Consider the following 18561-nt stretch of genomic DNA (forward strand, 5'->3'; position numbering starts at 1 on the left):
GCTGATCCCGTACGGCCCCGCGGACGGAGCCACGGGCGGCCCCGCGGACGGAGCCGTGGGCGGGGTCACGGACGGACCCCGCCCCGGTCGAACGCCGAGAAGCGTACTCCGGTCAGCTCCTCGGACGCCTCCCAGAGCCGGCGGGCCGCGTCCCGGTCGAGCGCCCGGACTGCCGGACGCACCTTGGTGGGATGCCCGCGCCGCTCGGCGAACCCGTCCGGGCCGAAGAAGTCCCCGCCGCCGACGCCGGGGGCGGCCGCGGCGTACAACTGCGGCAGCGCACCGGCGGCGGCCGGCTGCGCCGGCAGCTTGGCGAGGGTGACCAGCAGTCCCCGCAGGGGGTCACCGGTACGGGCCAGGTTGGTGCGGGCGACCCCGGGGTGGGCGATGGCGCTGACCAGGTCCGTGCCCGCGGCCGTGGCGCGCCGGTGGAGCTCCAGGGCGAAGAGCACGTTCGCCAGCTTCGACTGCGTGTACGCGCTGAACTTCCCGTAGCGGCGCTCGCCCATCAGGTCGTCGAAGTCCATCCGCCCCGAGCGGTGCAGCCCGCTGGTCACGGTCACCACCCGCGCCCCGGGCCGGGCGAGCAGTTCCGGCAGCAGCAGCCCGGTGAGCGCGAAGTGCCCCAGGTGGTTGACGCCGAACTGCCGCTCGAACCCGTCGGCGGTCGTCTGCCGGGGCAGCGCCATCACCCCGGCGTTGTTGACGAGCAGGTCGAGCCCCTCGGGCCCGCCGCGCGCGGCGGTTAGACCCGCCGCGAACCGGTCGATCGAGGCGAGGTCGCCCAGGTCGAGCGCGAGCCACTCGGCGGCGCCCCCACCGGTCTCGGCGCGGATCCGCGCCGCCGCGGCCTCGCCCCTGCCGCGGTCCCGGCTCGCGAGCACCACGCGGGCGCCGTGCCGGGCCAGTTCGAGCGCGGTGTGGAACCCCACCCCCTCACTGGCCCCGGTGACCACCGCGTTCCGGCCGGTCAGATCAGGAATGTCCGCAGCGGTCCATCGTGCCATGCCCCACCTCCACATCAGGTGTACGAAACCGTTTCGTACACCTGATGACGATAACGACGTACGGCCACCCCGGCAAGCCCGCCACTCGTCGAGAATGTAAATAAAACTAGACATGAAGTCAGGCATGACATACATTGGCCGATGTCAATGATTCTTTACATCGCCTCCCCGGTCCCGGTTCGCCCCCCGGCCGCGCCGCTAAGATCGCGCCTACCGCGAAAGGATTCCGACATGGACCGCCACCCCGCACCCGAGGCCGGAGACGACCGCGTCCCGATGACCTTCGAGGAGCGCAACACGTGGTTGTACGCGATCCTCGTGCCCGTCACGTCGCTCGCGTACTTCGGTGTGGTCGTCCCGCGCCTGTTCGAGCGGCCCGCCTCGGAGGTCTCGTGGGCGGTGCCGATGCTGTGGGCGGTCGGCGCGACCGTCGTCGGCACCGTCGTCGGCTCGATCGTGCTGGCCGTCGCCGCCCGGGACGCCGAGGCCGCGTCGGACGTCCGCGACAAGGAGATCGAACGCCACGGTGACCGCATCGCCCAGGCGATCACCGCCTTCGGCGCCGCGGCGGTGCTCGCGCTCGCGATGCTCGAGGTGGACCACTTCTGGATCGGCAACGCGCTGTTCCTCATCGGCGCCGTCGGAGCGACCTGGGGATCGGTCGCGAAGATCCGCGCCTACCGCGGGACCTTCCATGGGTAAGCCCACCCGCGTCACCAACCGGATCCGCGCCCTGCGGTTCGCGCACGGCGAGATGACCCAGGCGGAGCTGGCCAGGCGCATCGGCGTCACCCGCCAGACCGTCATCGCCATCGAGCAGGGCCGCTACTCCCCGTCCCTGGAGATGGCGTTCCAGATCGCGCGGGCGTTCGAGGTCCCGCTCGACGACGTCTTCCAGTACCCCGAAGACCAGGACTAGCCGACCGCATCACCACCCGGTCCGTGTGCCGACGGCACGCGGCCTCCGTCCGGCATGCCCGGAGACCGGCCGTCACAAGGAGAGAACATGACCAGCCCCAAGACGCTCGCGCGGATCGCGGGCCTGCTGTACCTGGTGCTCGCCGTACTCGGCGGGTGGGCCGAACTGTACGTGCGCGGCACCGTGCACGTCCGGGGCGACGCCGCCGCCACGGCCGCGAACGTCTCCGGCCACGAGACGCTCTTCCGCCTGGGCCTCGCCGCGGACATCCTCATGGCGACGGTCTTCGTCTTCCTCGGGCTCGTCCTGCACCGCCTGCTGCACCACGTCCACGCGCGGGCCGCGGTGACGCTCATGGTGTTCGTGGCGGTCGGCGCGGGCTCCATCCTGCTGAACCTCGTCTTCCACGCCGGCGCGCTGCTCGCCGCCACCGACCCCTCCTACACCGCGTCCCCCGGCACCGGCGGCGCGCTCACGCTGCTGATGCTCGACCTGCACGACCTCGGCTACATCCTCGGCGGCGTCTTCTTCGGACTGTGGCTGCTGCCCATGGGCTACCTCGCCTACCGCTCCAGCATGTTCCCCACGGTTCTCGGCGTGCTGCTCGTCATCGGCGGCTTCGCGTGGATCGCCGACCCGCTGATCCTCTTCACGCTGCCCGACGCCCCCGGCGCCGTCCGGGACGTCGTCGCCGTCCCCACCTCGGTCGCGGAGTTCGGGCTGATCCTGTACCTGCTCGTCGTCGGCGTACGCCTCCGCGGAGCACCGGCGGCCGAGCCGGTCGCGGAGAACACCGGGGACACCGGGGACACCGGGAACACCGGGAACGCGCAGAGCGCGGGAAAGGTCACCGGGCGCGCGTAGTCGCGTTCGCGAACGACCGCTCCGGAAGGCCGTCGGCACGGAGTGGCCGGATAGGTTGGGTCCGCGATGAGCCTTGAACCGACACCGCGCCGCACGGTCTCCGAGAGCATGGTCGAGATCCCCGCCGGGAAGATCCTCCTGCGGGACGAGGGCACGAACACCGGCTGGAAGGCCGAGGTCGCGGCCTTCCGGCTGGCGCCGTACCCCGTGACGCGCGAGCTGTACCGTGCCGTCCTGGGCGAGGCGCCCGCGAGCCCGGCCGGACCGCGGACTCCGGTGACCGACGTCTCCTGGCTGGAGGCCGTACGGTTCTGCAACCTGCTCTCGCGGGAGACGGGACTCGACCCCTGCTACTCGGCGAGCGACGACCCCGACGGGCAGGACGTGGTCTGCGACCCGGAGGCCGGCGGCTACCGCCTCCCCTCCGAGGCGGAGTGGGAGTACGCCTGCAGGGCCGGTAATTCCGCCGTCCGCTACGGGGAACTGGACGAGATCGCCTGGTATCGCGGGAACTCCGGCGGCGGGGTGCGCGACGTCGGGACCAGGGCCCCGAACGCGTGGGGCCTGCACGACATGATCGGCAACGTCTGGGAGTGGTGCTGGGACGTCTACGACCCCGAGGTCTACGGTCCGTACCGCGTGTTCCGCGGCGGGAGCTGGTCCGACCGGCCGCACGGGTGCCGGGCGTCGTGCCGCCGCAAGAGCCACCCGGCCTTCCGCGTCGACGACCTCGGCTTCCGGCTCGCCCGATCCCTGTGACCCCGGGTCGGGCAGAGGACGGGAACCGACCGGCCGAGCCGGGACGGGCGGGTCGACGGAGGGCGACCGGCCGGACCGGGAACGGATGGACCAGGAACGGCCGGGCGGGGAATCCGCCGCGGGCACCGATAGGGCCCTTTGCCGATTATCCGGAACGGAACCGGTTGCTACGGTGGGGACATGACCGCCATGGCACCCGCCCGCACCGAGCCGGACCTGTCGTTCCTGCTGGACCATGCCGGCCACGTCCTGAGGACCCGGATGGCCGCCGCGCTGGCCGAGATCGGGCTGACCGCGCGCATGCACTGCGTGCTGGTCCACGCGCTGCAGGAGGAGCGCACCCAGATCCAGCTCGCCGAGCTCGGCGACATGGACAAGACCACGATGGTGGTCACCGTCGACGCCCTGGAGAAGGCGGGGCTCGCCGAGCGCCGCCCGTCCAGCACGGACCGGCGGGCCCGGATCATCGTGGTGACCGAGAAGGGCGCGGAGGCCGCCAGGCGGAGTCAGGAGATCGTCGACGGCGTGCACCGGGACGCCCTGGCCGCCCTGCCCGAGGACGAGGCCGAGATACTCGTACGGGCCATGAACCGCCTGGTGACAGGGCATCTGGCCGTTCCCGCCGAAGTGCCGCAGGCGGTCCGGCGGGCCCGGCAGAACACGAAGTGATCCCACAAAAAGATCCATAGAGGATCGTCTACAACAAAACATTCTGTTACGGTCTCTCCTGTTCCCCTCGGACAGGAGAGACCGCCATGCCGCACACCGCACCTTCCCCTCGGCCGGACCGCACCGCCGCACCCCGATCACGCCGGGCGGCGCTCGCGGTGCTGTCCACCGCGATGCTGATGACGATCCTGGACGGCAGCATCGTGACCGTGGCGATGCCCGCCATCCAGCGCGACCTGGGCTTCTCTCCCACCGGACTCAGCTGGACCGTCAACGCGTACCTGATCGCCTTCGGCGGGCTGCTGCTCCTGGCCGGCCGGCTGGGCGACCTCATCGGCCGCAAGACCATGTTCCTGGCGGGCACCGCGGTCTTCACCGCCGCGTCGCTGCTGGCCGGGGCCGCCACCGGGCCCGCCATGCTGATCGCCGCCCGGTTCGGCCAGGGCGTCGGCAGCGCCATGTCCTCCGCGGTCGTGCTGGGCATCCTGGTGACGCTGTTCACCGAACCCGCGGAGCGTGCCAAGGCCTTCGGCGTCTTCAGCTTCGCCAGCGCCGCCGGAGCCTCGATCGGCCAGGTCCTGGGCGGGGTCCTCACCGACGCGTTCAGCTGGAACTGGATCTTCCTGATCAACCTGCCGATCGGTCTGGCCACGATCGCGCTGGCGGTCCGGGCACTGCCGGGCGAGCGCGGGGCCGGGCTCGCCGCCGGCGCCGACGTCCTCGGCGCCGTGCTGGTCACCGCCGGGCTGATGCTGGGCGTCTACACCGTGGTCGGGATCGAGCGGTACGGCTGGCTCTCCGCGCACACCCTCGGCCTCGGCGCGGTCTCGCTCGCCCTGCTGGCCGCCTTCACCGTCCGCCAGGCGACCGCCGCGACCCCGCTGATGCCGCTGCGGATCCTCCGCTCCCGCAACGTCGCCGGCGCCAACCTGGTCCAGATGCTGACGCTGTCGGCCATGTTCGCCTTCCAGATCATCGTCGCGCTCTACATGCAGCAGGTCCTCGGGTACGGCGCGCTCGCCACCGGCCTGGCGATGCTCCCCGCCGCGGTGTCCATCGGCGGCGTGTCCCTGTTCGTCTCCGCCCGGCTCAGCACCCGCTTCGGGGAGCGGTCCGTCCTGCTGGCGGGCCTGCTGCTCCTGCTCGGCGCGATGGGCTGGCTGACCCGCGTACCGGTGGACGCCGACTACGTCACCGACCTGCTCCCGGTGATGCTGCTCATCGCCGGTGGCGGGCTGGTCCTCCCGGCGCTGACCGCGCTCGGCATGTCCGGCGCCCGCGCCGACGACGCGGGCCTGGCCTCCGGGCTGTTCAACACCACCCAGCAGATCGGCATGGCGGTCGGCGTCGCGGTGCTGTCCACGCTGGCCGCCTCACGCACCGAAGGGCTGCGGTCCGCGGGCGCCGACGAGGCCGCCGCGCTCACCGGCGGCTACCATCTGGCCTTCGGCACCGCCGCCGCCCTGCTCGTGGCCGCCTTCGCCGTCGCGCTGGCCGTACTGCGGCAGCCCGCACCGGACCCGGCCCCCGGGCTGCGCGCGCCGGACAAGAACGGAATGCGGTTCTAGCCGTTCGTGCACTGACAGGAACATGAGCAGGGCTCTATCGTCCGTCCATGCGAGCAGCATCGTTCCGCATGACGCGGCGGGCCGCCCCCGCTCTGGCCGCCACCCTGGCACTCGCCCCGATGACCGGGCGCACCCCTGACCCGGCGGCCGTGGCCACGGTCACGGCCGCCGTGGCCACGGTCACGGCCGCCGCCACGCCCCCGAGCCCGCTGGTCGTCGCGGCCAAGCGGCAGAGCCGGGTCTTCCGCGACGGTGACGGCCGGGAGGTGACGCTGCGCGGGTTCAACGTGTCCGGCAGCACCAAGCTGTACGAGAACTCGCTGCTGCCGTTCCGCAGCACCGCCGACGCCGCGCGCTCGGCCCAGGCCATGCGCGACCTCACCGGCGCGAACGTGGTCCGCTTCCTCATCAGCTGGGAGGGCGTGCAGCCGTCCCCCTCCACCATCGACCACGCCTACCTCGACAGGGCGGTCGAACAGATCCGCGCGTTCACCGGCAGAGGGATCCGAGTCCTGGTCGACTACCACCAGGACCTGTACTCCTCCCACCTGTTCGACCAGGGCAGCTGGTACACCGGCGACGGCGCGCCGGAATGGGTGGTGAAGGCCGGCGGCTATCCCAAGGAGTCCTGCGGCATCTGCTTCCTGTGGGGGCAGAACATGCAGACCAACGAGGCCGTCCGCCGGGCCGCCCGGGACTTCTGGCGGGACCGGCGGATCAGCACGCCCGAGGGCGAGGTCGGCGTCCAGGAGGCCTTCCTGCGGCAGGCGGCGGCCGCGATGACCCACATCAGGCAGCGGCTGCCGGAGCAGGACTTCGCCGCCGTCATCGGGTTCGACCCCTTCAACGAACCCTACGACGGCGGCCTCGAGGGCGAGAGCGGCCTGGAGTGGGAGAAGACCTACCTCATGCCCTTCTACCAGCGGTTCCGCGCCGCCATGGACGCCGCCGGGTGGGCGGGCAAACCCGCCTTCGTCGAACCCCTGGTCTTCTGGAACACCGGTTTCTTCGAGGAGGGCGGGTTCACCACGGTCGGCGCCCTCGGCAACCGGTACGTCTTCAACAGCCACTTCTACGACGGCGCCCGCATGACGATAGACCCGTCGCCGGCCTCCGACGGGGTGTACGGCGCGGCGATGAACGAGATCCGTGACCGGGCCCGCACCCTGGCCACCGCCCCCTTCGTCTCCGAGTTCGGCCACAAGCTGTCGGGCAACGGCAGCGACCGCACGCCGTGGATGGTCCGGGCCATGTACCAGGCCATGGACTCCGGGGTCCCCGGGAGGAACTGGTGGCGGACGCCCGCCGCCGGAGGGGACGTGCTCTCCTCGACCCAGTGGCACTGGGACCTCTACAGCGGCCGGCACCGCGAGGTGATGAACCGCAACCCCGCCAAGGTGCGGACCGAGGGCGACGCCTGGAACGACGAGGACTTCTCCGTGGTCGCCGCGGACGCGTCGGGCGCCCTGGCGACCCGGCTGGACCGGGCGGTGCTGGACCGCCTCTACCCCTCGGCGGTCGCCGGCGACGTGCTGGCCTTCGCCTACGAGGACCTCGCCCGGTCCGGGTACGGCGGCGCCGGGCAGCAGCGGGCCTGGCTGGCCGTACCGTCCTCCATGCCGAACATCGCCGCACTGGTCAGGGACCGGCGGTTCGGCGTCCTGGTTTGGCGCGAGCCCGCCGCGGCTCCCGGCGCCCCGACCGAGCTGCACCTGCCCGCCTCCTTCACCGCCGCGACCACCGCCGTGGTCGGCGACGTGGCCACCCGCGCGGGCCTGCCCGCCTCCGGACCGGCGGCGATCGCGACCGAGACCGGCTCGTCCACCGCCCACCGCCTGCTGCTGAGCCCGTCCGGCGCGGCACCGGGCACCGTGCACGCCGCCCTGGTGGTCGGCGCGGCCACCGGCCCCGCCGTCACCCCCGCCCAGCTGGCGGCCGCGGCCGCCGAACTGGCCGCGTGGAAGGAGCAGCGCTTCCCCACCTGATCGCGGACGGCGCGCCCGCTCCGGATGACCCGGCTCGTCCCTCATCGGGGACGCCCCCACGCCGGATGAGCCGGAACGACCTGGTGCCGCGTCAGGCGGGGTCCGCCCCGCCGCCCGGGTTGCCGTCCCCGCGCCCGGAACACGCTGTTGACATCGCGAGCCGTGGGCGGCCAGGCTCAGGCCGCATGGACGAGCTGTCGACGACCGGTGTCCCCGCGCTCGGCGCGGTCGCGCAGAACCTGCTGGCCGGGCACCGCTTCGCCGACGGTGAGGGGTTCCCGGCGTCCTACCGCGAGTACGTCTCCCGGGCCGGGTTCTCACGCCTGTTCGGCCTCTGGCTCGTCTACCCGCCGGCGTCGGACGGTTTCGCGGACGGCTGGCAGCGTCGGGCCGCCCGGCTGACCGAGTCGTTCCGGCAGACCTACGCCGAGGCGCGCGCCGAGGAGTTCGACTGGAAGATCGAGCCGGACGGCGACTGGTCGATGATCGACGGCCTCGTCGTGTTCGCGTTCAGTGAGAACGGTGACGCCCTGCTTTGGGACACCCTGTGCCGGACCGCCGGCGAGTTCGACGTCTACTGCAGCCTCCGGCTCGACTCGCTCCACCGGCTCGGCGCCTCCCTCGGTGAGGCCCTTCCCCGGTTGCGCGAGCTGAGCCGGCCGTTCGCCGACCGCGCGGCAGCGGACATCGAGTGCCTGACTCCTGCCCGGTTGTGACGACGTGCCGTCCGGAGTGCCGTCTCGGGCAGTGCGTCATGCTCACGCCGACGATGAGGGCGCCGGCCGGGGTCCTGAGCCGGTCCTGGACCGGTCCCGGGAGGAGCCCGCAGGAGCGGGCGAAGCCGGCCCCGGCGTGATCCCACCCTGCTCCGCCGGGCGGGGGTCGGACGCTCGCGGTGGTCGTGCTCGACCGTCAGAGTGGCGGGTGCGGGCGCGCGGTCTCGTCATCTCGCCCCTGCCGGCTCTCCGCCGGGAACCTGGACTGCGCCATCCGCGGGCACGGGCTTGGTGAGGGAGGTCGTCGCACCGTCGGACGACTCCGTGCGGTAACCCTGGGCGTGATAGAGGCGGATGTTTCCCTGGCTCCGGGCGCCGGTGGACAGCACGATGCGGCGGCAGCCGCCGTCGACCGCGGCTTCGGCCTGGCCCAGCAGCCAGCGTCCCACGCCCCGGCCGCGCAGGTCGGGGACGACGCCGAGGCGGCCCACGTGCCAGTCGTCGTCCACGCGAAGCGTGCGCACCATGCCCAGGAGCCGGCCGTCCCGCCACAGGCCCGTGGTCTGCCAGGTGGCCAGCCATGCACGTACCTGTTCCAGCGACTCCTCCAGCGCGGGGATGGCCAGGGTGTCATTGGCCAGCGCCTCCTCCACCCAGCAGCAACGCTGGAGCACCAGAACCTCCGCAGCGTCGTCCGGGGTCAGCGGTCTGACGTACGACCCCGGCACCGGCACCTCCCCGGAACCGGAGCGGGCCCGCTCGCGCATCGGCCGCAGGGCGTGGGCGAGGCGGACGAGCTCGTCCAGGACCCCGACGGCGGCCCGGTCGCGGCCGGCGTCCGGGCGGAGCCGCCCGTGATCGACCGTGTCGGCGATGCGCAGGGCGACCGTGGCGCCCAGCGGTACCAGCCGCAGCGTGGTCACCACCTGCTTGGCGTGCTGGACCGACCGGGTGCCCGCCGAGGTGTTGCCGTAGCTGACGAAACCCATCGGCTTCCACGCCCATTCCCGGCCCAGGTAGTCGAGGGCGTTCTTGAAGGCCGCGGGCATGCCGTAGTTGTACTCGGGGGTGACCGCGATGAAGCCGTCCGCCGCGTCCACCATCGCGCTCCACCGCTTGGTGTGCTCGTGCCGGTAGACGCCGGAGGCCGGCTCTTCCTCCTCGTCGAGGAAGGGCAGGGCGAGGTCGCAGAGGGTCACCGGCAGGAGTTCCACTCCCAGTTCCGTGGCCCGCGGAGCGATCGTGTCGATCAGCCACCGGCCCACCGCAGGGCCGAGGGCACCGGGACGGGTGCTGCACACGAGGACGAGGACGCGAACGGATTTCGTTGACATGGAAATGAACGTAGCTGGTAACTTGTTTACATGTCAAAGAGATGGTCTCCCGAGACGGTGCGCTGGCTCGACGCGGATGAGGAGCGCGCCTGGCGCGCCCTGCGCCGCATGATGATCGCGATCCAGTCGCGCACGGCGCACGACCTGGCCGCGGCCGGCCTGTCCGAACCCGACTACGAGGTGCTCAGCACGCTTTCCGAGCGTCCGGGCCACGCCAGCACGCTGGGCGAGCAGGCCGCCAAGATGGGCTGGTCGCGCAGCCGCCTGTCGCGGCACGCCACCCGCATGGAGGCCCGCGGTCTCGTGCGCCGCGAGCCCGACCCCGACGACGGGCGCGGCTGCTATCTCGTCCTCACCGAGCACGGCCTGCGAACGCTTGAGGACGCCGCCCCCGCCCACCTCGAATCGGTCCGCCGCCACGTCATAGACCGGCTCTCGTCCGCAGACCTGTCCGCCCTGGAAAGGATCGCCCGCAAACTGGAGGAACCCACATGAACTGAACCGCCCCGACTCCATAGGACTCGGGGCAGACCAGGGCCTCCACGAAAGCCGGCGCGGTTCACACAGGCCCCTGGCGTGACCATGGCGACCAAAAACCTTCGGGTATCGCTCCTGCACGGCCCCGCTACGGTTGGTAGACAATTTGATCACGGTCCATGGAGGAGAGGCCGGCCTTCGCTTAATTTGCAACAATGCGGCACTTATGCGGAATAACTTTGGCAGCCATCGGGATCATGAGTGTTACAGGTTGCTCGCCCCCCGTAGCCGGGTCGACCGGGGTCAGTGTCGACGCAGAGGGGCATCCGATCATCGTCTTGGCATGGTGCGGAGGAGCAACTCCTGAGGGAGTAGACGTCTCTCACCATGAGGACACCTCGGGCCCATGGAGTACCATGCCTCATCCTTCATCGGCTGCAACGGTCGTGGCCGACGTGGATTTCATCGCACCGTCTCTGGACGGACAGAGCGCATCCGTCCGGCTGGATGCTCCCGATGGCGGTTGGACGGTAGAGCCGAAACCATTCGTGTTGCGCCCGGGCGTGCTCTATCACGCGTTCGGCTATCAGGGCGGGGGCTCCAGTCAAGTCAATACCGACCATGTCAGCTTCTCCGTCGACAGCGTGAAAAAGCTCAAGCCAGGATTGGTGCTGGTCCAGCGATACGACGAGAGACGGTCACCGCCCGATTCGGTCGATGTCGTGATCACGCAGGAAGAATTCGACCGCCAAGCCCAGGATCCGATCAACTGCCAGTGATCAACCCTCATTAAGCTGATTCCATCCTATTTTCCCAGATGGATAAGGTTGGTCCGGCAAGGAGAGCGATGATCTAAACCTGTGGATCGCCGGGAAGGGGTGCGCCTTCCCGAATCACCCGATGAAGGTTGCGAGATAAGGCCGACGTTGCAGCGTCGATCGGGAAGGCACACCCGCGCCGCTCACCGTAATCCCTGATCTCCCCTCCGATGACAGCCACCCGGCCTCCGGCTCGGCCGCACTGATCGACCAGTTCGTCGATCAGCGCGACAGAGACGGCGCCTTCGGTCGTGCGGCGGTCGCCGTCGGCGGGGCCGGGGACCACGGTGAGCATGGGTGCACCTTCCCAGCCGATGTTGGCGCGTCGGCCATGCGCGTGAGACCTCAAACGATCACCGGGAAGTTGCACCCCTTCCCGGCCGATCCGCGGGCCTCAAGCACTGCTCGGTGCTAGCAACGGGCCGGGGTGATCTATAAAGCAAGAAGGCCCTGAGCGGCGTAATGCCTGCTCAAGGATCTTCTTCGTGTGGCGCGGCCGAGAGGACTCGAACCCCTAACCTTCTGATCCGTGGGGAAGGGCGGGCACCTCGTCAACGGTTTCCCCTCCTGGTGGAGCGGTGGATACGGGTCGGTACGGTGTGATCATGTGAGGCGGTGTTGCTGTATGGCGCTGCTGTACAGCACCTCGCTGAGCGCCCTTCATGCCACACGGAGATTCGTGTCGTACGACGCCGTATGCGACCGGCCGTGATGCCAAGTCAGGAGGATTTCCGGTGACGAGCGTATGGGTGCGCCCTCATGTCGCCCAGGTCCTGAAGCGAACCCACGCCATACTGCTCCCCTTCGATGGCACACTGTGCGACCTCTTCGCCGGCGTGGACATCGCGGCGATCGCCGAGAGGATCCACGGCAGGCTCTTCTCCGCAGGGCACGCGATGTCGCTCCTGACCTTCATCGTGATCGATCCGCTGTGGATGATGGCGTATGCCTACGACGTCGGCCACACCCACGGGATCGAGGCTGAGAAGGTCGTACGGGACGCTGAGACGGCGGCGGCCACGACGGCCACGCCTGTAGTGGGCGAAGCCGCGGACGTAGGCGCCCGCCGCCGAGAAGACGATGGAGTACTCCTCTCCCGAGCCGTTGCACATCGAGGCCATCTCCTCCCCGGGGCTCCAGGCCGCGTCGAGGGAGTGGTAGCGGCTCTCCCAGTCCGGGCTGAGGATGGCCTCCAGCACCGCCATGGATCGGCACAGGTCGCGGAGCACCGGGACATCGGGCAGCAATCGGGCCACGTCGTGAGCGGTCATGAGCCTCATCCAACCGGATGCCGGTGACATCCTTCCGGCCGTCCTCTTCCTGGGAGTAGGGGACTGCCGGGACTTCAGCAAGGGCGGCGGCTGAGACCCGGGCCGGTGTCGCGGGGTGGCGCCTGACCTGCGGTCCGGCGTCTCACCGGTTCTCAGTGTTTCCGGCCGTCTCGCACCCTCGTGTGCCCTTGTTGTGCCCTACCCGCAGAGGTCCAGGTGATCTCGGTTCGGCCTTCGTCGGGGTGATGGCTGATCTCGGCCGAGTGTCGGTACGGCCTGCCACCATGGCCCGCATGACGGCAACCGACCTCTTAGCTCCGTTCCAGTGGCTCAACCTGCCCGAGAGCGCAGGCGGCCCTCTGGACGTGATCTTCAGCGTGGCCTTCCTCCGCGGGCTCGACCCGGCGGAGGTGGTGCGCCGCTTCAGCCGCGGCGAGGACTCCGGTCACGAGTCGGACTTCGCTGAACTCGACGAGGAGGCCTATGAGTTCGTCATGGAGACGGGCGGTGGGGACGGCGGCGGCTACGTGGGTGTCTTCCAGGCCGGCGAGTGGTGCGTGGCCATCGAGCCCTTCGGGTGGATGGCCGGGCTCCACGAAGTGCTGACCGAGGTGTCGCGGGGCTGCGAGGTGGTGGCGGTCACCCGGCACGGCTACGCCGAGCACAGCTTCGCGTACGCGATCGACGGCACGGTCGTCACCGGCTACCCGCTGCGATGCCCGTACGACCGTTACGGCTCCGACCCCGACCGGCTCAACGGCTTCATGCGGGAGCTGGGCATGGGGCTGGACGAGCCGGAAGACGATGCCGCGTGGGACGCCGCCGGGGAGGACAACTACCCCACCGCCGTGCCGAGGGGCTTCGCCCTGGCGGCGAAGGTCACCGGGGTGGCGTTCACATCGGACATGCTCGACCGCCCGATGCTCGTAGGGCCCATCGCGGGAAGATGATCTTCTGCGGCCGTCCGGAACCGAAGGGTGCGGTACGGCGATGACCGATGGCAACCCGCCCCGGAGTGACCAGAAGCGGCACGGCAGCCGGACCCTCCGCTTTCAGGCGGAGCGATCGCGCTCATCAGTCTCGGCCCGCTTGGGCCAGGTCCACAGGGCCTCGGGATGGACATCGAGCTGATCAGCGATGCGCCGGATCGCGCCGTTCCGTGCCACGGGGTTCTTGCAGGCCTCGACGGCCAACCGGGTCGCGCGCTCGCGCAACTCGTCGGGGTACTTACGGGGAGCAGCCATGATCGGCATCCCTCCGAGTCTTCAATCTCTCCATCAAACCCGGGGCGGTTCAACCTTCCCGCCCGGTTTGAGAGCCATCGTTCAGCGCATAGTGGCTGATCACCTGGATCGGGATAGGAGGATCGATGGTGCTCACCTTTGATGAGGCGATCGAGCGCCTTACCGACCGCGCAGCACCCCGCCGGTTGTCGGGGGCCAGACGTCTGCGGAGACTAGCTGACCCGGCGGCAGGACCGGTGCTGCTGGATGCGCTACGCCGTGAAGTGGACGGCCCTCGGACGTGGGAGACCCTGTACAACCTGGTGATGGCCCTCGGGTCCTGCGACCATCGGGCGACGGTCCCCTACCTCTACGAACTCGCCCGTCATCCCTTCACCGCCACTGCGGTTCACACCGCGGTCGGGGACGCCCTCGTCCGCTTGGACCGCGAGCACCATGACGATCCCGGCCCGATCCACCGGTGTCTCGACACCGGCAACGAGTCCCTCCTCGACGGCGCTTTCCGCGCGATGGCGATGCTACGCATGGTTCCCGATGACGCGGCCATCGGGCGGATCCTCGATTTCCTGGCCCCTCGACCGTCTGAGGACGGCCTCCGTTTCTGGCCTGCCGTGGCGGCGGCGGGCTGGCAAGGGGAAGCTGTGCGCGCCTTCCTCACCGGGTGTGCCGCAGGACCCCGGGAAGACGTCGTAGAGGCTGCCGCGTACTCGCTCACCGGCCGGTACAAGACCTATAGGCATCTGTGAACCGGATGCGCTGCCCCGGCCGACTCACCTGCTTCGGCGGGGGAGAGAAGGTCAATCCCCAGCGGGAGCCACTCGGGAGCCATCGTGTTAGCAAGGGTGTTAGCAACGAGCCGGGGTGATCTATAAAGCAAGAAGGCCCTGAGCGGCGTAATGCCTGCTCAAGGGCCTTCTTTGTGTGGCGCGGCCGAGAGGACTCGAACCCCTAACCTTCTGATCCGTAGTCAGATGCTCTATCCATTGAGCTACGGCCGCTTGCCCGTCCCGTCCACCCGAGGTGGTCGGCGACAGAGAGAACTCTACCAGACCCCATGGAGGTGCTTGAGCCAATAATTGATCACCCTCTGCGCGTGCACGGCACCCGGATCGCCGTCCCGTTCGGACCCTCGCCCCGTGGCTCCTCAGTCCGGCTTGCGCAGGGATTCGGCGATCTCCTGCCGGAGGGCGCGGTAGCCCTCCAGCATCCGTTGCTTCACCTCGTCAGGGAGGTCGGGGTCGCCCTCGAGTTCTTCGACCACGGGATCGGGGCGGCGCGGCGTGAGGGCGAGCTCCAGGGGAGAGACGTATCCGCCCTCGACGAGCATGTCCCCGAGGGTCCGGCCGGTACGGCGGCCGGCCTCGCTGAGGGCGCCGAGCTGCGAACGGAGCATCCCGGCGTCGATGCCGGCCCCGGACGCTCCGGATGCTTCCGCTCCCGACGCCGCGTTGCGGGGAGCGGAGGGCGAGCCGGCCGCCGGGCCGGCCGGGGGCGCCGGGGGCGCCGGGGGCACGGCCGCGCGCGCAGCCGTCTCCTCCTCCAGGGCGACGGGCGCCCCGCCTTCGAGGATCCGGTCCACGCTGCCCCGTGCCCACCGGAGCGCCGCCTCGATGCCGCGTTTGGTGGGAGGGCGCATCGTGCCGGCACCGCCTCTGACCGACCTCAGCCCCTCCTTGGTGAGCCCCGCCCGCTCCGCGACGTCGTTCCAGTAGAGGCCGAGCTCGTCCCGCCGCTCGGTCATCAGGCGCGCCAGACGCCGCCGAGGCGTCTCGCGCTCATCCATGGATGGCACCTCTTCTTTATACAAGACAGGTAATGGCAGGTCAAAGGAAACAATACAGAGGAAACCCGTAACAGAAGGCAACTAGCGGCAGATAATCCATTGTAACTGTCCCGACCTGCCCCAAGGAGTCCCGATGCGCGCCGACCACCTCGGTTCCATAATGATCGGAGTTCGTGAGGTCTACGACGAGCTCAAGTCCCTCGGCGGGAAGGTCCACCGCCAGACCGCGAAGATCGACCACGTCGACGCGAAGATGGCGTCGGTGGCCGAGGACGTCAACGACCACGAGCTCCGCATCCGGGCGCTGGAGCGGGCCCGCTGGCCGCTTCCCTCGCTCGCCGCGCTGATCTCCCTGGCCGGGCTGGTGTTCGCGATCCTGGCGTACGCACGGGGGAACTGAGCGGTGGGCGCCCGCACCCGAACCCCCGGCAGGACCGGGAGGCCGCGCACGCGATGGAAACGGGGAGAGCTCCGGGACGCCGGACCCGCGACGGACTCCGCACCCGGACCGGATCTCGCACCGGATCTCGGACCCGCACCGGACCTCGCACCCGCGACGCACCCCGGACCCGCACCGGACCCCGTGCCCGCGACGCACGCGGCGGGCACGGGGTCCGGCGTCCTGGAGGTCACACCTGGGAGCCGTCCGGCACCTTCTTCGGGAACAGCGTGTAGCTCAGCGGCCAGAGCAGGGCGATCAGCGGCACCTTCGACGCCCCGATCATGAACTCGTTCAGGGCGGCCGTCCGGGAGGGGTCGCCGACCATCAGGATGAGTCCGTACAGCACGGCGCAGCCGAGGCCGTAGGCGACGGCGATCCTGATCCACATGACCCACTCGTAGCGCGTCCGGGCCGTTCCGCCCGCCGGAGGCCGCTCCGGCTCCGGGCCTCCCGCGAAGCGGTGGGCGAACCTCGCGTCGGCCCACTTCAGCGTCCGGTGGCCGAAGACGACGGAGTAGGCGAGATAGGCCGCGGCCAGGCCGTGATGCCAGCTCCCCTGCGCCCCGCCGCGCATGTCGATCACGGCGGTGACCAGCAGGACCACATCGAGCAGCGGCACGCACAGGAGCAGGACCGCGCTCAGCCGCCGCATGCCCCACAGGTAGCGGAAGGCCAGCCCCAGGGCGAGAAGGACCCAGAAGCCGACCTCACACGCGATGATCACTGCCAGAACCATGTTTCCAGCATCACCCGGCCGGTCGGCCGGGTCATCGTCACCGCCGACGAATCCACCTACATCCTTGTGTGTACGGCCGGTCGTACCGGAGCCGGACGGAACAGCCGCTCCGGGGTGATGGGATGGGGCACATGAGACGGGACGACGTGCTGAGCGCCGTGCTGTGCCTCGCGGTCGGCCTCGTCCTGCTCGCCGCGGGATCCTACATGCGCCACGGGACCCCGGTGCAGTGGTTCGTCGGACCGCTCCTGCTCGCCTGCCTCGGCGTCGCCGTACGGCGGACCCGGCCGCTGCTCGCGCTCGGGCTCGGAGTCGTGGCGTTCGTCGCGGACGTCGCCATGGGACCGTCCCTGGGCACCGTGCTGATCGTCACGGACAACCTCTACGCCGCGGTCCGGTACGGCCCGCGGCCGCTGGGCCGGTGGATGCTCGGCATCACCTCGGTCATCGCCGTCGTCGGCGGCGCGGCGGCCGGTTTCATCGCCCGGGACCTGGCGCTCTTCGCCGTCGCGCTGGTCCAGGCCGGCCTCGTCGGAGTCACCCCCGTCATCACCGCGCTGGTCATCAGGCAGCACGAGGACCAGGCGGTGTCCGAGCGGATCCGAGCCGAGCAGGTGGCGCGCCTGGCCGAGCTGGACCGGAAGACGGCGGTACAGGCCGAGCGGGCCCGGATGGCTCGGGAGCTGCACGACATGATCGCCAACCACTTCAGCGCGATCGCCATCCAGTCCACGGCCGTGCTCTCGCGCAGGGATCTGGACCCGGCGGTCGTACGGCAGGTGCTGGAGTCCGTACGGGAGAACAGCGTCCAGGGGATGGCCGAGATGCGTTCCATGATCGGGTTGCTCCGGCAGGAGGGCGAGGAGGCCGAGGCCGTCCGGCTCCGGGTGGCCGAGGCCGACCGGCTGGCGGAGCGGGCACGCGAGGCGGGGCTGGACGTGCGGTTGCGCGTGGACGGCGAGGCCCGTGAACTGCCCGCCGCGGTGGACCTCGCCGGTTACCGGATCGTCCAGGAGTCGCTGACCAACGCGCTCAAGCACGGCGGCAGGACGGCCGAGGCGGTGATCGGCTACCGGCCGGAGGAGGTCGTGCTGACCGTGGACAACCCGGTCGACGGGACGGGGCCCGGCCTGCCCGGCGCGGGGGCGGGCCTCATCGGCATGCGGGAGCGCGCCGCGCTCGTCGGCGGCCGGGTGGACGCCGGTCCGCACGGCGGCGGCTGGCGGGTGCGGGCCGTGCTCCCCACCCTGACCGCGCCTCCCGGCCCTCCCGGCCCTGCCGTTCCACCGTCCGTGGACGCGACCGCCTCCCCTTCCCGCGAGGAGAACCCGTGACCATCCGCGTCCTGGTCGCCGACGATCACGCGGCGGTGCGCACCGGGATCGTCCTCATCCTCGGCGGCCACGGCGACATCGAGGTCGTCGGCGAGGCCGCGGACGGTGAGCAGGCCGTGGCCATGGCCACGGCGCTCAGGCCGGACGTCGTGCTGATGGACGTCCGGATGCCGAAGCTGGACGGGATCTCGGCCACGCGCGAGCTGAGCGGGATCGCCGACGTGCTGATCCTGACCACCTTCGACGTCGACGAGTACGTCTTCGGGGCGCTGCGCGCGGGGGCCGCCGGTTTCCTGCTCAAGAACACCGACGCCGACGCCCTGGTGGAGGCCGTCCGGGTGGTGGCCCGGGGCGACGGACTCATCTCGCCCTCGGTCACCCGGCGGCTGATCTCGGAGTTCCGGTCGTCCGCCCCCCGGCGGGGCCCCCGGGAGGTCGAGAGCCTGACCCCGCGCGAGCGCGAGGTGCTGGCGTGCATCGGGCGGGGCCTGTCGAACGCGGAGATCGCCCGAGAGCTGGACATGGCGGAGGCGACCACGAAGACCCACGTCAGCCGGCTGCTGAACAAGCTGGGCCTCCGCAGCCGCGTCCAGGCCGCGATCCTCGCCCAGGAACTGGCGGAGGAGTCCTGAATC

Annotated in this window: 22 protein-coding genes and 1 tRNA gene; 15 read left to right on the forward strand and 8 right to left on the reverse strand. The window is 70.6% G+C overall.

Translation table 11 applies throughout. The annotated features are described in order from the left end of the window. Positions 1 to 65 precede the first annotated feature (65 nt). Complete coding sequence (locus IEZ07_RS30135) at positions 66 to 1007, reverse strand: oxidoreductase (RefSeq protein ID WP_191897890.1); 942 nt, start codon at positions 1005 to 1007, stop codon at positions 66 to 68. 231 nt (positions 1008 to 1238) lie between these two features. Here IEZ07_RS30135 and IEZ07_RS30140 point away from each other — a divergent pair, with 231 nt between their 5' ends. The 8 genes from IEZ07_RS30140 (at position 1239) to IEZ07_RS30175 (ending at position 8487) form a co-directional block, all read left to right on the forward strand. After that, positions 1239 to 1709 carry a hypothetical protein gene (locus IEZ07_RS30140; RefSeq protein ID WP_191897891.1) on the forward strand — a complete coding sequence of 157 codons (471 nt, stop codon included), beginning with the start codon at positions 1239 to 1241 and terminating at the stop codon, positions 1707 to 1709. Next, positions 1702 to 1926, forward strand: coding sequence for a helix-turn-helix transcriptional regulator (locus tag IEZ07_RS30145; protein ID WP_068897897.1), 225 nt, complete (start codon positions 1702 to 1704; stop codon positions 1924 to 1926). The genes IEZ07_RS30140 and IEZ07_RS30145 overlap by 8 nt, the downstream gene beginning before the upstream one ends. 87 nt (positions 1927 to 2013) lie before the next feature. Then, positions 2014 to 2790, forward strand: coding sequence for a DUF4386 domain-containing protein (locus tag IEZ07_RS30150; RefSeq protein WP_191897892.1), 777 nt, complete (start codon positions 2014 to 2016; stop codon positions 2788 to 2790). Between the two features lie 66 nt (positions 2791 to 2856). Continuing rightward, entirely contained in the window at positions 2857 to 3549 is a 693-nt protein-coding gene (locus IEZ07_RS30155) for a formylglycine-generating enzyme family protein (RefSeq protein WP_239320991.1), read from the forward strand. 180 nt (positions 3550 to 3729) lie between these two features. Next, a complete protein-coding gene (locus IEZ07_RS30160; protein ID WP_191897893.1) occupies positions 3730 to 4218 on the forward strand; it encodes a MarR family winged helix-turn-helix transcriptional regulator in 489 nt (162 codons plus the stop codon). An 86-nt stretch (positions 4219 to 4304) separates the two neighbouring features. Beyond that, positions 4305 to 5786 (forward strand): MFS transporter, encoded by a 1482-nt coding sequence (locus IEZ07_RS30165; RefSeq protein WP_191897894.1) that lies wholly within the window; start codon positions 4305 to 4307, stop codon positions 5784 to 5786. 47 nt (positions 5787 to 5833) lie between these two features. Then, a complete protein-coding gene (locus IEZ07_RS30170; protein ID WP_239320994.1) occupies positions 5834 to 7771 on the forward strand; it encodes a cellulase family glycosylhydrolase in 1938 nt (645 codons plus the stop codon). A gap of 185 nt (positions 7772 to 7956) precedes the next feature. Beyond that, positions 7957 to 8487: an SMI1/KNR4 family protein gene (locus tag IEZ07_RS30175; RefSeq protein ID WP_191897895.1), complete on the forward strand. Its 531-nt coding sequence runs from the start codon at positions 7957 to 7959 to the stop codon at positions 8485 to 8487. A 227-nt stretch (positions 8488 to 8714) separates the two neighbouring features. Here the strand turns inward: IEZ07_RS30175 and IEZ07_RS30180 are convergent, their stop codons facing one another. Then, positions 8715 to 9821: a bifunctional NAD(P)H-dependent oxidoreductase/GNAT family N-acetyltransferase gene (locus IEZ07_RS30180; RefSeq protein WP_204054710.1), complete on the reverse strand. Its 1107-nt coding sequence runs from the start codon at positions 9819 to 9821 to the stop codon at positions 8715 to 8717. 30 nt (positions 9822 to 9851) lie between these two features. Between IEZ07_RS30180 and IEZ07_RS30185 the strand changes: the two genes are divergently transcribed. Further along, positions 9852 to 10316: a MarR family winged helix-turn-helix transcriptional regulator gene (locus tag IEZ07_RS30185; protein WP_191897896.1), complete on the forward strand. Its 465-nt coding sequence runs from the start codon at positions 9852 to 9854 to the stop codon at positions 10314 to 10316. Between the two features lie 398 nt (positions 10317 to 10714). Further along, positions 10715 to 11077: a hypothetical protein gene (locus IEZ07_RS30190; protein WP_191897897.1), complete on the forward strand. Its 363-nt coding sequence runs from the start codon at positions 10715 to 10717 to the stop codon at positions 11075 to 11077. 73 nt (positions 11078 to 11150) lie between these two features. Here the strand turns inward: IEZ07_RS30190 and IEZ07_RS30195 are convergent, their stop codons facing one another. Together IEZ07_RS30195 and IEZ07_RS36050 are read right to left on the reverse strand one after the other, a co-directional pair. Then, positions 11151 to 11411, reverse strand: a complete 261-nt coding sequence (locus tag IEZ07_RS30195) for a hypothetical protein (RefSeq protein ID WP_191897898.1) — start codon at positions 11409 to 11411, stop codon at positions 11151 to 11153. Positions 11412 to 11835: 424 nt separating this feature from the next. Further along, the gene (locus tag IEZ07_RS36050; RefSeq protein WP_239320997.1) at positions 11836 to 12387 is read right to left on the reverse strand and encodes a hypothetical protein; all 552 of its coding nucleotides are present in this window, start codon (positions 12385 to 12387) and stop codon (positions 11836 to 11838) included. 293 nt (positions 12388 to 12680) lie between these two features. Between IEZ07_RS36050 and IEZ07_RS30205 the strand changes: the two genes are divergently transcribed. Continuing rightward, on the forward strand, positions 12681 to 13337 hold the full coding sequence (locus IEZ07_RS30205) for a DUF6461 domain-containing protein (protein ID WP_191897899.1): 657 nt from the start codon (positions 12681 to 12683) through the stop codon (positions 13335 to 13337). A 102-nt stretch (positions 13338 to 13439) separates the two neighbouring features. Here IEZ07_RS30205 and IEZ07_RS30210 read toward each other — a convergent pair whose 3' ends face one another. Beyond that, complete coding sequence (locus tag IEZ07_RS30210; protein WP_191897900.1) at positions 13440 to 13631, reverse strand: transposase; 192 nt, start codon at positions 13629 to 13631, stop codon at positions 13440 to 13442. 125 nt (positions 13632 to 13756) lie between these two features. On the opposite strand from IEZ07_RS30210, the gene IEZ07_RS30215 reads away from it, so the two are divergent. Then, positions 13757 to 14377, forward strand: a complete 621-nt coding sequence (locus IEZ07_RS30215) for a HEAT repeat domain-containing protein (RefSeq protein WP_191897901.1) — start codon at positions 13757 to 13759, stop codon at positions 14375 to 14377. A 176-nt stretch (positions 14378 to 14553) separates the two neighbouring features. On the opposite strand, the gene IEZ07_RS30220 is transcribed toward IEZ07_RS30215, so the two are convergent. Then, a tRNA-Arg gene (locus IEZ07_RS30220) sits at positions 14554 to 14629 on the reverse strand. Positions 14630 to 14775: 146 nt separating this feature from the next. Beyond that, positions 14776 to 15414, reverse strand: coding sequence for a hypothetical protein (locus IEZ07_RS30225; RefSeq protein ID WP_191897902.1), 639 nt, complete (start codon positions 15412 to 15414; stop codon positions 14776 to 14778). Between the two features lie 133 nt (positions 15415 to 15547). Between IEZ07_RS30225 and IEZ07_RS30230 the strand changes: the two genes are divergently transcribed. Then, entirely contained in the window at positions 15548 to 15814 is a 267-nt protein-coding gene (locus IEZ07_RS30230; protein ID WP_068897875.1) for a hypothetical protein, read from the forward strand. 229 nt (positions 15815 to 16043) lie between these two features. Here IEZ07_RS30230 and IEZ07_RS30235 read toward each other — a convergent pair whose 3' ends face one another. Next, entirely contained in the window at positions 16044 to 16592 is a 549-nt protein-coding gene (locus tag IEZ07_RS30235) for a hypothetical protein (protein ID WP_191897903.1), read from the reverse strand. 131 nt (positions 16593 to 16723) lie between these two features. On the opposite strand from IEZ07_RS30235, the gene IEZ07_RS30240 reads away from it, so the two are divergent. Both IEZ07_RS30240 and IEZ07_RS30245 read left to right on the forward strand, forming a co-directional pair. After that, entirely contained in the window at positions 16724 to 17926 is a 1203-nt protein-coding gene (locus tag IEZ07_RS30240; RefSeq protein ID WP_239320999.1) for a sensor histidine kinase, read from the forward strand. Then, positions 17923 to 18558 carry a response regulator gene (locus IEZ07_RS30245; protein WP_068897873.1) on the forward strand — a complete coding sequence of 212 codons (636 nt, stop codon included), beginning with the start codon at positions 17923 to 17925 and terminating at the stop codon, positions 18556 to 18558. Before IEZ07_RS30240 ends, IEZ07_RS30245 begins: the two co-directional genes overlap by 4 nt. Positions 18559 to 18561: the final 3 nt, after the last annotated feature.

The organism is Planomonospora parontospora, from assembly GCA_014647935.1.
Classification (GTDB): Bacteria; Actinomycetota; Actinomycetes; order Streptosporangiales; family Streptosporangiaceae; genus Planomonospora; species Planomonospora parontospora.